This window comes from Streptomyces syringium (assembly GCF_017876625.1).
Taxonomy (GTDB): Bacteria; Actinomycetota; Actinomycetes; order Streptomycetales; family Streptomycetaceae; genus Streptomyces; species Streptomyces syringius.
Genome location: NZ_JAGIOH010000001.1, coordinates 5,180,336 through 5,195,749 on the forward strand (window position 1 = coordinate 5,180,336; position 15,414 = coordinate 5,195,749).

Below are 15,414 nucleotides of genomic sequence, written 5' to 3' on the forward strand. Positions count from 1 at the left end.
TCAGGGGTGGGCGAACGGTCCCGCCCAGAATAGGCGGCGCACGCCCGGCGGCCTCGGCCAGGACCTCGCGGCGCCGGCGCGACCGGGAGGTTCGGAAACAGGACCGGGCCCCCACCGCCGTCGGTCGGCGGTGGGGGCCCGGTGTCCGTCACCCTGGGGCCGGTCGAGGTCAGATGTCGAAGACCTCGGCGACCAGGGCTGCCTGCTCCGCCTGGTGGCGCTTGGCCGAGCCGACCGCCGGGGAGGAGGAGTGCGAGCGGGAGACCCGCCGCAGTCGCTCCCGGGCCGGGATGTCGGCGCCGACGGCCAGGTCCAGGTGGTCGATCAGGTTGAGCGCGATGAAGGGCCAGGCACCCTGGTTCGCCGGCTCCTCCTGGGCCCACACGAACTTCTCCGCGCCCGAGTACTTGGCGATCTCCGCCTGGAGCTCGGCACCCGCCAGCGGGTACAGCCGCTCGATGCGGATGATGGCCGTGTCGTTCGCACCGCGCTTGGTCCGCTCGGCGACGAGGTCGTAGTAGACCTTGCCGGAGCAGAAGACGACCTTGCGGACGTCCTCGGTGGCGACCGTGTCGTCACCGATGACCGGGCGGAAGCTGCCGCTGGTGAACTCGTCCGCCGACGACGCCGCGGCCTTCAGGCGCAGCATCGACTTCGGGGTGAAGACGATGAGCGGCTTGTGGTGCGGGTTGTGGACCTGCCAGCGCAGCAGGTGGAAGTAGTTCGACGGCAGGGTCGGCATCGCGACCGTCATGTTGTTCTGCGCGCAGAGCTGGAGGAAGCGCTCGACACGGGCCGAGGAGTGGTCCGGGCCCTGGCCCTCGTAGCCGTGCGGCAGCAGCAGCGTGACGCCGGAGGTCTGGCCCCACTTCTGCTCGGAGGAGGAGATGAACTCGTCGACGATGCTCTGGGCGCCGTTGACGAAGTCACCGAACTGGGCCTCCCACAGCACCAGGGACTCCGGGCGGGCCAGCGAGTAGCCGTACTCGAAGCCCATCGCCGCGTACTCGCTGAGCAGCGAGTCGTAGACGTTGTAACGGGCCTGGTCCTCGGAGAGGTACATCAGCGGGGTGTAGTCCTCGCCGGTCTCCCGGTCGACGAGCACCGCGTGACGCTGGCCGAACGTGCCGCGGCGGGAGTCCTGGCCGGCGAGCCGGACCGGGGTGCCCTCCATCAGCAGCGAGCCGAAGGCGAGGGTCTCGCCCATGGCCCAGTCGATCGTGCCGTCCTCGACGCTGGCCGCGCGGCGCTGCAGCTGCGGCAGCAGTCGCGGGTGCACGGTGACGTGCTCGGGCAGGTTGACCTGCGACTCGGCGATCCGCTTGACGATCTCCTGGGAGATCGCGGTGTTCACCGGGACCGGGAACTCGGCCTGCGCGGCCGGGACCTCGGCGGCGGTCGGCGCGGACGTCGCCTCGCGGACCTCGGTGAAGACCTTCTCCAGCTGACCCTGGTAGTCCTGCAGGGCCTGCTCGGCCTCTTCCAGGGTGATGTCGCCGCGACCGATGAGGGACTCGGTGTAGAGCTTGCGCACCGAGCGCTTCTTGTCGATCAGGTCGTACATCAGCGGCTGGGTGAACGAGGGGTTGTCGGCCTCGTTGTGACCCCGGCGGCGGTAGCAGATCAGATCGATGACGACGTCCTTGTTGAACGCCTGACGGAACTCGAAGGCGAGCCGCGCGACGCGGACCACGGCCTCCGGGTCGTCACCGTTCACATGGAAGATCGGCGCTTCGATCATCCGGGCGACGTCGGTGCAGTACATCGACGAGCGCGAGGACTCCGGGGCGGCGGTGAAGCCGACCTGGTTGTTGATCACGATGTGCACGGTGCCGCCGGTGCGGTAGCCGCGCAGCTGCGACATGTTGAGCGTCTCGGCCACGACGCCCTGGCCCGCGAAGGCCGCGTCGCCGTGCAGCTGGACGGGCAGGACCGTGAAGTCCGTGCCGCCCTTGTTGATGACGTCCTGCTTGGCGCGGGCGATGCCCTCGACGACCGGGTCGACGGTCTCCAGGTGGGACGGGTTGGCGGCCAGCGAGACCTGGATCTGCTCGCCGTCGAGACCCGTGAAGGTGCCCTCGGCGCCCAGGTGGTACTTCACGTCGCCGGAGCCGTGCATCGACTTCGGGTCGAGGTTGCCCTCGAACTCGCGGAAGATCTGCGCGTACGACTTGCCGACGATGTTGGCCAGCACGTTCAGCCGGCCGCGGTGGGCCATGCCGATGACGACCTCGTCCAGGCGCGACTCGGCGGCCGAGTCGAGCACGGCGTCGAGCAGCGGGATGACGGACTCGCCGCCCTCCAGCGAGAACCGCTTCTGGCCGACGTACTTCGTCTGCAGGAAGGTCTCGAAGGCCTCCGCCGCGTTCAGCCGGCGCAGGATGCGCAGCTGCTCCTCGCGCTCGGGCTTGGAGTGGCCGCGCTCGACCCGATCCTGGATCCACTTGCGCTGCTTGGGGTCCTGGATGTGCATGAACTCGATGCCGGTGGTGCGGCAGTACGAGTCGCGCAGCACGCCGAGGATGTCGCGCAGCTTCATCATCGCCTTGCCGGCGAAGCCGCCGACCGCGAACTCGCGCTCCAGGTCCCACAGGGTGAGGCCGTGCTCGGTGATGTCGAGGTCGGGGTGCTTGCGCTGGCGGTACTCCAGCGGGTCGGTGTCGGCCATGACGTGACCGCGGACCCGGTAGGAGTGGATCAGCTCGAAGACCCGGGCGGCCTTGGTGACGTCGTCGTCGTGGGAGACGTCGATGTCGCGCAGCCAGCGGACCGGCTCGTAGGGGATCCGCAGCGCCTCGAAGATCTCGTCGTAGAAGTCACCCTCGCCGAGCAGCAGCTGGCTCATGACGCGCAGGAACTCGCCGGAGGCGGCGCCCTGGATCACGCGGTGGTCGTACGTCGAGGTCAGGGTCATGACCTTGGAGATGCCCAGCTTGTTCAGGGCGTCCTGGGAGGTGCCCTGGAACTCGGCGGGGTAGTCCATCGCGCCGACGCCGAGGATGAGGCCCTGGCCGGGCATCAGACGCGGCACGGAGTGCACGGTGCCGATGCCGCCGGGGTTCGTCAGCGAGGCGGTGACCCCGGTGAAGTCGTCCATCGTCAGCTTGCCGACGCGGGCCCGGCGGACGATGTCCTCGTAGGCCTGCCAGAACTCGAAGAAGTTGAGCGTCTCGGCCTTCTTGATGGCCGCGACGACCAGCTGGCGGTCCCCGTTCGGCTTCACCAGGTCGATGGCGAGGCCGAGGTTGACGTGCGCCGGCTTGACCAGGGTCGGCTTGCCGTCCTTCTCCGCGAAGGAGTAGTTCATCGACGGCATGGCCTTGAGGGCCTGCACCATCGCGAAGCCGATGAGGTGGGTGAAGGAGACCTTCCCGCCCCGGGCGCGCTTGAGGTGGTTGTTGATGACGATGCGGTTGTCGAACAGCAGCTTCACCGGGACGGCGCGGACGGACGTGGCCGTCGGCAGCTCCAGCGAGGCGTTCATGTTCTTGGCGACCGCGGCGGACGGACCGCGCAGCGTCACGAACTCGGGGCCCTGCGGAGCCTCGGCCGCGGGGGCCTCGGACGTAGGAGCCTTCGCAGGCGCCGCCTTGGCGGGGGCCTGCGCGGCGGGCTTCGCCGGAGCCGGCTGGGCAGCCGGTGCCGGAGCGGCCTGGGCGGGCTTGGCGGCCTGCGGAGCAGGCGCGGCAGGCACGGCAGGCGCTGCCGGGGCAGCGGCGGCGGGCTTGCCCTGCGGGGCAGCCGGTGTGGCGGGCGCGGCACCCGGGGGGGCGGGCGGGGCGGCGGCTGCCGACCCCGTGTCCTTCCCGGGCTTGTAGTCGGCGAAGAAGTCCCACCAGGCTCGGTCGACCGAGTTCGGGTCCTGGAGGTACTGCTGGTAGATCTCGTCGACGAGCCACTCATTGGGACCGAAGACGTCGGCAGGGCTCTTGCCCTGCCCGTCTTGGTCGGTCGAGACGCTCGAGGTGTTGGGGGACTGTGGCGACACGGCGGCAACCGCCCTCTTCCGCTTCACAAGGTGATGGACAGCGGGAATAAAGGCTACGCCTGTCAGGGCACTCTATGCAGGCCACCCCGGCCAGTCGTCGCCTAAGTCACATTCATCGACGGGTTTCGGGGCATGGCATGGCGGGAAGCAGACGGGGTTCCGCTTCTCCCGCAGGCTTCCAGGTTCGCCGAGTCCTGCCCACATTCCGCTGAATGTGTGCTTCCACCACCGACCCTACGTCAAGTCGCTTCTCAAGGTCCGCCCGGAAGAGTGACCCGGATGCGGCAACCGCGTGGTGATTCGGCCACGCCGATGCTGCCGCCGTGCAGATCGACCGCCCAGCGGGCGATGGCCAGGCCCAGGCCCGTGCCCCCGTCGCTGTCCGGGCCCTGCTGGCCGGAGCTGCCCCGGTTGAAGCGCTCGAAGACCCGGTGCCGCTCGGACTCGGGGATGCCCGGACCCTCGTCCACGACCTCCAGGTCCAGCGACTGCGGCCCCTCGCCCCGGCGGGCGCGGACCGTGACCCGGCCGTGCCGGGGGCTGTGCTTGACGGCGTTGTCGACCAGATTGGCCACCACCTGGTGCAGCCGCTCGGCGTCCGCGTGCGCGGTCAGCTCGGGAGGCTGGACGTCCAGATGCAGATGCACGTCCTTGCGGGCGCGCGGCGAGGCACCGGAGCCGGCCGCCATGCTGGCCTCCTTCAGCACCCCCGCCAGATACGGCCAGACCTCGAAGCGCCGCGCGTGCAGCGGCACCACGCCGTTGTCCAGCCGGGACAGGTCCAGCAGCTGCTCCACCAGCCGCCCCAGCCGCTCCGTCTGCCGCAGCGCGGTGCGCATCGTCTCCGGATCGGCGGCCGAGACCCCGTCCACCACGTTCTCCAGCACCGCCCGCAGCCCCGCGATCGGGGTGCGCAGCTCGTGCGAGACGTTGGCGACCAGCTCCTTGCGGTGGGTGTCGACCGCCTCCAGGTCGGCCGCCATCCGGTTGAAGGCCTTGGCCAGGTCCCCGAACTCGTCCCGCCGCCCGCCGCCGACCCGCCGGGTGTAGTCACCGTGCGCCATCGACCGGGTGACCTCGGTCATCTCGTCCAGCGGCGCGGTCAGCCCGTGCGCCACGAACTGGGTTATCAGCAGCGAGGCGATGATCGAGAAGATGGTGATGACCCGCAGCTCGGTGGCCGAGTGGATCGCGACGAAGACCAGGAAGGTCGTGATGACCACCGAGCCGATGACGAGCGCGCCCAGCGCCGCCTTCACCGACCGGTAGGGGTCCAGCGGACGCAGCGCCGCCCAGACGCGGCTCCACAGGCCGGGCCGACGGCCGTCGCCGACTCGGGGGCCGGTCATGCCGCCGGGGTCTCCAGCGCGTACCCGACGCCGTGGACGGTGCGGATCCGCTCCGCCCCGATCTTCCGGCGCAGCGCCTTGATGTGGCTGTCCACGGTCCGGGTGCCGGAGGCGTCGGCCCAGTCCCACACCTCGGCGAGCAGCTGCTCGCGGGAGAGGACCGCGCGCGGGGTGTTGGCCAGACAGACCAGCAGGTCGAACTCCGTGGGCGTCAGGTGCACGTCGGTGCCCCGTACGCGCACTCTTCGCTGTGCGTGGTCGATCTCCAGCTCGCCCAGGCGCAGGATGCCGCTGCGCGGGGTGTGCGCGGCGAGCGCGGCCCGCTCCACCCGCCGCAGCAGGACGTGCACCCGCGCCGCCAGCTCGCGCATCGAGAACGGCTTGGTCATGTAGTCGTCGGCGCCCACGCCCAGCCCGACCAGCATGTCGGTCTCGTCGTCCCGGGCCGTGAGCATCAGCACCGGCACCGGCCGCTGTGCCTGGACCCGGCGGCAGACCTCCAGGCCGTCGAAGCCCGGCAGCATGACGTCCAGCACCAGCAGATCCGGCTGCCAGGCCTCGGCGGCGTCGACCGCCGCCGGGCCGTCGCCGGCGGTCCGTACCTGAAATCCCTCGGCCCGCAGCCGGGCCGCGATCGCGTCGACGATCGTCCGGTCGTCCTCGACGACCAGGACCCGCCGCTGTGCCCCGGCGGAGGCTGTGGTGCCGCTCGGGCCGATGTGTGTGTGCTCCATGCGCCCCGCCCCTAGCGTCTTCCCGTGCCTCGTTGCGACTGTGGCAAGCAGGGTACGGGCAGGTGACGGCGGACGGCTACGCGGCCTTGACCCCGAGGTGAACGACGTCGGGGACGCCCCGGGCAACGGTGATCTCTTCGGTTCCAACCCGATCGAACCCGGCATTCCGGAGGGCTTTCTCGAATTCCGCGGAGGGCTGCGCGGACCAGACGGCGAGCACCCCGCCGGGTGTCAGCCGCGCCCGGCAGGCCGCGAGACCGGTGGGGGAGTAGAGACCGCCGTTGTCCTCCGTGACGGTCCAGCCGGGGCCGTTGTCGATGTCGAGGCACAGCGCGTCGTACTCCCCCACAGCCTTAAGGGCGTGGGAGGTGCCCCCATCGTCGGTGGTGCGGAGGTGGGTGACGAGGTCGGTGTGGAGGAGCTCCGTACGCGGGTCGGCGAGGGCGCCGGCGGAGATCGCGGCGAACGGGCCGGTGCGGTGCCAGTCGATGACCGCGCCCTCCCGCTCGACGACCGTGACGCGCCCCCAGCGCGGCTCGGCGGCCGCGTGCGCGAGCGAGAAACCCACCCCGAGCCCGCCGATCAGGACCGCGGGGTCCGGGCGGTCGGCGGGCAGGGCGGCGAGCGCGGCGTCGACCAGCAGCCGCTCGGAACGGCCGTCGGAGGTGTCCATCAGGAAGCAGCCGTTGGCGATGATCTCGTAGACCGCGCCGGCCGCCCCGTCCCCGCCGCCGCGCCGTCTGAGCACCACCTCGCCGTACGGTCCCTCGCGGCGCTCGACGGTGACGGGCGCGGCCTCGGTGTCGTGGTCATACCGGACGTACGGGACGGTCATGCGGGCCTCCGGGAGGGCGGTGATGCTCGGCGGACGCAGTGCGCGGGTATGCGGTTGACAGGGGTGACAGGGGTCACTGCCGGACGGGATCCGGCGGGCCACGGCGCACCTTAGTGTTCTTGGGGCGACCGATGCGCGGCCTTTTCCGAGGGGCCTGCCGCACGGCCGCCGCGCATACCCAGGAGAGCCCGGTGGAAAGGGGCTTGGCCGAGTGACCGTGGTGGATCCCGCCGATGATTCGGCCATCGGCGCGCGGACCGCGAGCGGCGGTGCGCCGCCCCAGCCGTCCCGGCAGCCGTCCCGGCTCCGCCGCCTCGCACGGCTGCTGCCCACCCCCGCCGGCACGCCGTTCACCTTCGGCTACGGCGCGATCCTGCTCAGCACCGCCCTGTACACGGACTTCGGTGACCCGGCGACGGTCGACCGGCTGCTCCGCGAGTCCAGCACCGACGCGGCGCACCTCGTCGAACAGCCGCTGTTCGTCCTCGTGGCCAGCGCCCTGTGGATCGCGGGCGGCATCTATTCGTTCTACGGCGTGGCCTTCCTGCTCGTCGTCACCGCGCTGGAGCGGCGGGTCGGCGGGGCGCGTGCCGCCGGGGTCTTCCTGCTCGGCCATGTGCTGGCCACGCTCGCGACCGAGCTTCCGGTGGCGGGCGCCGTCGCCGTCGGCCGGCTGCCCGCGGCCTCGATGCACCGCCTGGACTACGGCATCAGCTTCGGGCTGATGGCGTGCATCGGCGCGCTGTCCGGGCTGCTGCGGCCGAGGTGGAAGTGGCCCCTGCTCGGTGTGGCGGGGGCGATGTGCGCCCAGGACCTGATCGAACTCGTCGACCCCCTCGCCAGTTGGGGGCACCCCATCGCCCTGCTGACCGGGCTGGCCTGCCTGCCGCTGGTCCGCGACGCGGCCGGGCAGAGGAGCGCTGGTGCCGGTCGGGGTGCCGGTCGGGGTGCCGCGCTCTCAGCGGACCGTGCCGTCCCACTGCCACTGTTCCCGCCGTGGCTGCCCCGGCAGTACGTCCCGGCCCGTGCACCACAGGAGGGTGCGGCCGGGGGCATGGCCTTCCGGGGCGCCGGGGAAGAGCCGCCGGACGGCGGGCGCGCAGAGCCCGTCGGGCGGGCTCCAGCCGAGCCCGAGGCCCCGCGCCACGTCATGGGTGTGGACGACGGTCTCCACCACGCCCATGGCGGCGAAGCCGGGCCCGTCCGAGTGCCCCCACGGGTGCCAGGCGCGGTCCCCCGCCCCCGCACCCCGGACGGTGCCGGCGAGCAGCGCCGCCGCGATGCGGATGCCCTCCAGGCGCGCTGAGACCGGGGCCTTCGGGTCCAGCGAGGCGAAGAGCGCGATGTAGCGGTCGGCCGGCTGCGCGGTGAGCAGCCCCGCGTAGCCGACGAGGCCGAGCGCCAGATGGTCGAGCGTCGCGTGACAGGACCAGTCCAGGTCCCCGGCGGGCACGGACCAGTCCTTCGCCGCACCCTCCTCCAGGACGGCGGTGCACTCCTCGGCCGCCTCGACGACGAGAGCGGCCCACGCCGCGGTGGTCTCCGGCGCCCTCATGCCCGGCCCCCGTCGCGGACGACCTCGACCAGACGCGCGAAGCTGTCGCCGCCGTGGCCCGCGGCGACGGCCCGGGCGACGAACGCCTTGAGCAGCAGCGGCAGCCCGACGTCCAGGCCGCCCGCCTCGCTCGCGTGGACGAGGTGGTCCATCGACGCGAGATGGACGTCCAAGGTGGCGTCGTCCCCCGGGTAGTGACCGGCGTCGATCTGCGGCGCGTACGTGCTCATGAACCCGGTGACGGCGGTCAGCCAGCGGGTCGCCACCGGCGTGAAGTCCCGCGCCGGCACCTGCTCGGAGCCGGTCAGCGCCGTGCCGTGCAGCCAGCCGCTGAGCGTCGACCACATCAGGCCGAGCAGGGCCGTGTCGTAGAGCGAGGCGAGGCCCGGGTCCGCGCCGAGGTCCAGGGGGTCGCCCAGGCTCGCCAGCGTCGTCCGGTGCGCGGCGAACGCGGTCGGCGAGCCGCTGTAGAGCAGCATGAACTCCGCGCTCCCGATGCCCGGCGGGGTCGTCATGATCGCCCCGTCGAGGTAGCCGGCACCGTGCTCCGCCGCCCACGCGGCCCCGGCCCGGGCCTGCTCGGGCGTGCCGGAGGTGAGGTTGACGAGGGTGCGGCCCGCGAGGTCGTGCGCGACGGGGCCGAGGACGGCGTGGACGTCGTCGTAGGTCGTCACGCAGATCACGACGAGCTCGCTCGCGGTGACCGCGTCGCGCACCGACTCCGCGCGGACGGCTCCCCGTGCGACGAGGGCGTCGGCCCTGGCGGCCGAGCGGTTCCAGACGGTGGTCGGGTGACCGGCCTTCAGAAAGGCGTCGGCCAGCGCCGTGCCCATCGAACCCAGGCCGAGAACGGTCACACTCATGCTGTTTCTCCCCGTGTGTCGCAGAAGTCGATCAAGTGAGACCACGCTCGCACCGCCCGCCGGGCCCGGACAGTGGCAGAACTGACGGCTGTCGAAAAATTCCTGCCATACGCTGCCGGGCATGAGCGCTGGTTCCGTGGCCGTGGCCGTGATCGACGACGATGTCCCCTTCTGGGACCTGTACGAACTGGGGGTCGTCTGCACGGTCTTCGGCATCCCGCACCACGACCTGGCCGACCCCTGGTACGACCTGCGGCTCTGCTCGGCCGGAGGGGACTCGGCGCAGGCCGCGACCGGCGGGGGCGGCTTCGCGCTGCGCACCCCGCACGGGCTGGACGCGCTGGCCGGCGCGGACACCGTGATCGTCCCCTCGGTGCCGGAGGCCTGCGTCGACGGCGGCCGCGAGCTCCCCCCGGAACTCCTCACCGCGCTGCGCCGGGCCGCCGACGGCGGCGCCCGCATGGTGTCCCTGTGCGCCGGCGCCTTCGCGCTCGCCGCCGCCGGGATCCTCGACGGCCGCCGCGCCACCGCCCACTGGCTGCACACCGAGGAACTGGCGCGCCGGTACCCGAAGGTCGACGTCGACGACTCGGTTCTCTATGTGGACGACGGCGACGTCCTCACCAGCGCCGGGGTCACCGCCGGGCTCGACCTGTGCCTGCACCTGGTCCGCCGCGACCTCGGCGCGCACGTCGCCAACCAGCTGGCCCGCCGTCTGGTCGTCCCCGCGCACCGGCCCGGCGGCCAGGCGCAGTACGTCGACCTCTCCGTCCCCGCCGCCGACGACGAGGGCCTCGCGGCCGTGCTCCAGTGGGCCACCGCGCACCTGGACCGGCCGCTGACCGTCGACGACCTGGCCCGGCGCGCCGGGATGAGCCCCCGGACCTTCTTCCGCCGCCTCCAGGCCGCCACCGGCACCACCCCACTGCAATGGCTGCTCACCCAGCGGCTCGCCCGCGCCCAGTCGCTGCTGGAGTCGACCGGGCTGCCGGTCGAGCGGATCAGCGAGCTGAGCGGGCTGGGCACCGGGGCCAATCTGCGCCGCCACTTCACCCTGCACTTCGGCGTCACGCCGACGGACTACCGGCGGGCCTTCCCGGCGTCGGCGTGAGCCTCTCCTGGGAGCTTCCGCAGATGATCGCTCAGAGCGAACAGAAACCCAGGACGCCCGGGGAACACCATCGGCATCAGAAGCATTGAGTCGGTATAACTCAACTTGCCTGCCGAAGGGGAGATCATGGCTTCGACGTCCACACCGCTCACCCTGCCCGTGCTGCCGCTCGACGACGAGGTGGTGCTGCCCGGCATGGTGGTGCCGCTCGATCTGACCGATACCGAGGTACGGGCCGCGGTGGAGGCCGCCCAGGCCGCCGCCACCGGCGACAACAAGCCGCGGGTGCTGCTTGTGCCCCGCGTCGAGGGGACGTACGCGGGCGTCGGCACGCTCGGCACCGTCGAGCAGGTCGGCCGGCTCTCCGACGGCGACCCCGGCGCGCTCATCCGCGGTGTCCGCCGCGTCCGCGTCGGAGCCGGCACGACCGGGCCCGGGGCCGCCCTGTGGATCGAAGGCACCCAGATCGAGGAGATCACCCCCGACCCGCTGCCCGGCGCGGTCACCGAGCTGATGAAGGAGTACAAGGCGCTGGCCACCAGCTGGCTCCGCAAGCGCGGCGCCTGGCAGGTCGTGGACCGCGTCCAGCAGATCGACGACGTCGCCCAGCTCGCCGACAACTCCGGCTACTCCCCCTTCCTCACCGTCGCCCAGCGCGTCGAGCTGCTGGAGACCGCCGACCCGGTGGCCCGGCTGAAGCTCGCCGTCGGCTGGCTCAGCGACCACCTCGCCGAGCAGGACGTCGCCGAGTCCATCGCCAAGGACGTCCAGGAGGGCGTCGACAAGCAGCAGCGCGAGTTCCTGCTCCGCCGCCAGCTGGACGCCGTCCGCAAGGAGCTGGCCGAGCTCAACGGCGACCCGGAGAACGAGTCCGACGACTACCGCGACCGCGTCGAGGCCGCCGACCTGCCTACGACGGTCCGCGAGGCGGCCCTCAAGGAGGTCGACAAGCTGGAGCGCGCCTCCGACCAGAGCCCCGAGGGCAGCTGGATCCGCACCTGGCTCGACACGGTGCTCGAACTCCCCTGGAACGAGCGCACGGAAGACGCCTACGACATCGCCGGCGCCAAGGCCGTGCTCGACGCCGACCACGCGGGCCTCGCGGACGTGAAGGAGCGGATCACCGAATACCTGGCGGTGCGCAAGCGGCGCGCCGACCGGGGACTCGGCGTGGTCGGCGGGCGGCGCGGGGGCGCGGTGCTCGCGCTCGTCGGCCCGCCGGGTGTCGGAAAGACCTCCCTCGGAGAATCGGTCGCCCGGGCCATGGGCCGCAAGTTCGTGCGCGTCGCCCTCGGCGGCGTACGCGACGAGGCGGAGATCCGCGGCCACCGCCGCACCTACGTGGGCGCGCTGCCCGGCCGGATCGTGCGGGCGGTCAAGGAGGCCGGTTCGATGAACCCGGTCGTGCTGCTCGACGAGATCGACAAGGTCGGCTCCGACTACCGCGGCGACCCGGCGGCGGCCCTCCTGGAGGTCCTGGACCCGGCACAGAACCACACCTTCCGGGACCACTACCTGGAGGTCGAGCTGGACCTGTCGGACGTGGTGTTCCTGGCGACGGCGAACGTCCTGGAGGCGATCCCCGAGGCGCTGCTCGACCGCATGGAACTGGTCCGGCTGGACGGCTACACCGAGGACGAGAAGGTCACCATCGCCCGTGACCACCTGCTGCCCCGGCAGCTGGAGCGCGCGGGCCTGGAGCCCGGCGAGGTCGTGCTGGCGGACGACGCCCTGCGCAAGCTCGCGGGCGAGTACACCCGTGAGGCGGGCGTGCGCACCCTGGAGCGCTCGGTCGCCCGGCTGCTGCGCAAGGTCGCGGCCCAGCACGAACTGGGCGAGCGGGAACTGCCGCTGACCCTGGGCGCGGACGATCTGCGCGCCCTGATCGGCCGCCCGCACCACACGCCCGAGTCCGCCCAGGACCCGGCCGAACGCCGCACGTCCGTACCCGGCGTGGCGACGGGCCTCGCGGTGACCGGCGCGGGCGGCGACGTGCTGTTCGTGGAGGCGTCCCTGGCCGACCCGGAAACGGGCGCGGCGGGCCTGACCCTGACCGGTCAGCTGGGCGACGTGATGAAGGAGTCCGCGCAGATCGCCCTGTCCTTCCTCCGCTCCCACGGCGCCGAACTGGAACTGCCCGTCGGTGACTTCAAGGAGCGCGGCGTCCACCTCCACGTCCCCGCGGGCGCGGTCCCCAAGGACGGCCCGAGCGCGGGCATCACGATGACGACGGCCCTGGCCTCCCTGCTCTCCGGCCGCCGGGTCCGCCCGGACGTCGCCATGACGGGCGAGGTCTCACTGACGGGCCGCGTGCTGCCCATCGGCGGCGTCAAGCAGAAGCTGCTGGCCGCGCACCGGGCGGGGGTGACCACGGTGATCATCCCGAAGCGGAACGAGGCCGACCTGGACGACGTCCCGGCGGAGGTCCTCGCCAAGCTCGACGTCCACCCGGTCTCGGACGTCCGCCAGGTCCTGGACCTGGCCCTCGAGCCGGCGACGGCGGCGACGTCGTTGAACCGGACGCCGGAGGTCGTGGCCGCGGCGTAGGGGTGGTGAGGGTGTGGCCCGGCTCCTCGGGGGATGGAGCCGGGCCACACCCCAAACGCGGCCGGAGCTTCCCTGATCCGACCGGGTATCCGACCGGGCGGCGCCTACCAGTGCGCCGGACGGTTCAGCGCCGGCGGCAGCTTCGTCGTGGGGGAGCCCTTGGCCGCGTTGAGCTGGGCCTGGGTGAGGAAGAGGCTGTCGGTCAGGTCCGCGCCGGACAGGTCGGCGTCGCGGAAGTCCGCGCCGATCAGGTCCGCCGACCGCAGGTCGGCCTTCTTGAGGTCGGCCGCGATGAGGTAGGCGCCCCGGAGCGTGGCACCGCGGAGGTTGGCGCCGCCCAGCCGGGCACCGATGAGGTCGGCCCCCCGGTGGTTCTTCTTACGGCCGGGGACGCCGGCCCGTACGAGTTCGCTGGTGCGCAGCAGCAGGGTGTTCACGCCGTGCCGGACCTCCGCCACGTCCACCGCCACCAGCTCCTCCGCGCTGCCGCGCGTGAGGCGGTCGGTGTCGTCCAGGGCGCGGCGGAGGTCGCCGTGCAGGGAGCGGGCGGCCGGCATCGACAGGGCCTCCGTCAGGTACCACAGCAGCTCGTGGAGCTGCCGCATGACGGGGAAGACGTCGAACATCTGCCGGGCCGATTCAGGGGCCTCCCGCCAGTTCCGGCCGAGGAAGGTGACCTGGGAGACCTTCTGGCCCGCGCCGAAGCAGTCGAAGACGGTGCAGCCGGAGAAGCCCCGCTCGCGGAGCCGCGTGTGGATGCCGCAGGTGAAGTCCTTCTTGAGGTTCGAGCACGGCTTGCCCGCGTCCTTGTTCACCGCGAAGTCCGCCGAGGCCGCGAAGGGCAGCGCGACGCAGCACAGCCCGAAGCAGCTTCCGCAGTCCGCCTGCAGATCGGCGCGGTCCGGGGCGGGGGAGGGGGCGTCCTGCTTCGGCAAGGTCTCTGATCTCCACTGGCGACACGAGCACGGCGACTTTCCGCCACGCTCTGGGTACGGCCCCCATTCTCCCTCAGGCCCTAGCCCTCCGCCGAAGCGGCGGCCGGGGCCGGGACCAGACCGTCCGCCACCAGGCCCGCGAACACCGCCCGCCCCAGCGCCTGCACCGCGGACTGCGGGCGGACCATCACGGTGAATTCCTTGATCCGGCCCTCCTCGTCGAACTGCAGCATGTCGATGCCGTGGATCTGCTTCCCGTCCACCGTGGCCCGGAAGAGCAGGATCTCCGACGCGGCCTCGTCGCCGTCCGTGCTGGTCTCCGCCGCGCCCTCGAAGCGGCCGACGTAGCGGAAGTCCTCGAACGTGCGCAGCAGAACGCCGAGCAGGCCCAGCACCATGGGCCGGCCCTCGAACGGGGTGAACTTCACCGGGCTGTAGAAGCGGACATCCTCGGTGAACAGCCCCTCCATCCCGGCGAGATCACGCTTCTCCACGGCGGTACGGAAACGTTCGGCGATCCGCATGACTGCTCCTTCTCCCAGGCAGGGATACCTCAGGGATACTCAAGAATCTGACTAGTCACTTTCTTGAATAGATATCCTGCGGTCCCGGAGCGCGCAGGGGAAGGGGTCGAACCGATGGCTTTGCGACATGCCGTGCTGGCGGCGCTGCTGGACGGCGAGCACAGCGGATACCAGCTGGCCAAGGCCTTCGACGTCGGCGTCGCGAACTTCTGGCACGCGCTGCCCCAGCAGCTCTACGCCGAGCTGACCAAGCTGGAGAAGGAAGGGCTGGTCACGGGCAGGGAGGTGGTCCAGGAGACCCGGCCCACCAAGCGGCTGTTCCGGGTCACCGACGCCGGCTCCGCCGAGCTGGAGCGGTTCGCCGCCGCCGCGTCGAAGCCCTCGTTCATTCGCGACGACCTGCTCGTCAAGGTCCGGGCCGCCGACCGCGTCGGCACCCCGGCGGTGATCGCGCAGCTGGAGGAGCGGGCGGCCGTCGCCGCGGCCAAGACCGAGCTCTTCGGCGAGCTGCTGCGGCAGATGCGCGGCGAGGCGGACGAGGCGGAATTCCTCCTCCGCGGCGAGCGGATCGGCCCGTATCTGACGTGTCTGCGCGGCCTCGCCTTCGAGCGCGAGAACCGCGACTGGTGCCTGCGGGTCGCGGGCGTCCTGCGGGAGCGGCAGGCGGTGGCCGCCGAGCGGTGAGCGATGTCTGGCCGGGTCGCCCCTTGTCCTCGCCCTACCCGCCGGTAATGATCTTCGGAGGGTCCGGCACCGGCGGCGGGCCGGGCGGGACGGAGCTCTCATGGCGGAACCCAGCAGGCGCGGCTTTCTCACCTACCTCGTCGCGGCGCCCACCCTCGCCGTGGCCACCGGCCTCGGCACGGCGGGAGCGGCAGCAGCCGCCCCGGCCGGCACGCCCGTACCCAGCCTTCCGGCGCCCGCCGACCTCGTCGACCTCGGGGACATCCTGATCCTCGCCGGCGCCCCCACC

The 15,414-nt window shown here is 72.1% G+C and carries 11 protein-coding genes; 4 read left to right on the top strand and 7 right to left on the bottom strand.

Annotated elements, in window-relative coordinates:
• Nucleotides 1-169: 169 nt before the first annotated feature.
• From JO379_RS23245 to JO379_RS23260, 4 genes are all read right to left on the bottom strand, one after another.
• Nucleotides 170-3,988: a multifunctional oxoglutarate decarboxylase/oxoglutarate dehydrogenase thiamine pyrophosphate-binding subunit/dihydrolipoyllysine-residue succinyltransferase subunit gene (locus JO379_RS23245; protein ID WP_209516801.1), complete on the bottom strand. Its 3,819-nt coding sequence runs from the start codon at nt 3,986-3,988 to the stop codon at nt 170-172.
• A 251-nt stretch (nt 3,989-4,239) separates the two neighbouring features.
• Nucleotides 4,240-5,337: a sensor histidine kinase gene (locus JO379_RS23250; RefSeq protein WP_130879894.1), complete on the bottom strand. Its 1,098-nt coding sequence runs from the start codon at nt 5,335-5,337 to the stop codon at nt 4,240-4,242.
• A complete protein-coding gene (locus JO379_RS23255) occupies nt 5,334-6,071 on the bottom strand; it encodes a response regulator transcription factor (protein ID WP_130879895.1) in 738 nt (245 codons plus the stop codon). Before JO379_RS23255 ends, JO379_RS23250 begins: the two co-directional genes overlap by 4 nt.
• 76 nt (nt 6,072-6,147) lie before the next feature.
• Complete coding sequence (locus JO379_RS23260) at nt 6,148-6,906, bottom strand: spermidine synthase family protein (protein ID WP_209516804.1); 759 nt, start codon at nt 6,904-6,906, stop codon at nt 6,148-6,150.
• A 211-nt stretch (nt 6,907-7,117) separates the two neighbouring features.
• Here JO379_RS23260 and JO379_RS33975 point away from each other — a divergent pair, with 211 nt between their 5' ends.
• Nucleotides 7,118-8,212, top strand: coding sequence for a rhomboid-like protein (locus JO379_RS33975; protein ID WP_209516807.1), 1,095 nt, complete (start codon nt 7,118-7,120; stop codon nt 8,210-8,212).
• Nucleotides 8,213-8,457: 245 nt separating this feature from the next.
• Here JO379_RS33975 and JO379_RS23270 read toward each other — a convergent pair whose 3' ends face one another.
• Nucleotides 8,458-9,324, bottom strand: a complete 867-nt coding sequence (locus tag JO379_RS23270; protein WP_209516809.1) for an NAD(P)-dependent oxidoreductase — start codon at nt 9,322-9,324, stop codon at nt 8,458-8,460.
• 121 nt (nt 9,325-9,445) lie between these two features.
• Here JO379_RS23270 and JO379_RS23275 point away from each other — a divergent pair, with 121 nt between their 5' ends.
• Nucleotides 9,446-10,435 (top strand): GlxA family transcriptional regulator, encoded by a 990-nt coding sequence (locus JO379_RS23275; protein WP_209516812.1) that lies wholly within the window; start codon nt 9,446-9,448, stop codon nt 10,433-10,435.
• Between the two features lie 126 nt (nt 10,436-10,561).
• Nucleotides 10,562-12,982: an endopeptidase La gene (gene lon, locus JO379_RS23280; protein ID WP_209516815.1), complete on the top strand. Its 2,421-nt coding sequence runs from the start codon at nt 10,562-10,564 to the stop codon at nt 12,980-12,982.
• A 104-nt stretch (nt 12,983-13,086) separates the two neighbouring features.
• Here the strand turns inward: lon and JO379_RS23285 are convergent, their stop codons facing one another.
• Nucleotides 13,087-13,917, bottom strand: a complete 831-nt coding sequence (locus tag JO379_RS23285) for a pentapeptide repeat-containing protein (protein ID WP_130879902.1) — start codon at nt 13,915-13,917, stop codon at nt 13,087-13,089.
• Nucleotides 13,918-13,997: 80 nt separating this feature from the next.
• A complete protein-coding gene (locus tag JO379_RS23290) occupies nt 13,998-14,441 on the bottom strand; it encodes a nuclear transport factor 2 family protein (RefSeq protein WP_130879903.1) in 444 nt (147 codons plus the stop codon).
• A 114-nt stretch (nt 14,442-14,555) separates the two neighbouring features.
• Between JO379_RS23290 and JO379_RS23295 the strand changes: the two genes are divergently transcribed.
• Nucleotides 14,556-15,125 (top strand): PadR family transcriptional regulator, encoded by a 570-nt coding sequence (locus JO379_RS23295; RefSeq protein WP_130879904.1) that lies wholly within the window; start codon nt 14,556-14,558, stop codon nt 15,123-15,125.
• Nucleotides 15,126-15,414: the final 289 nt, after the last annotated feature.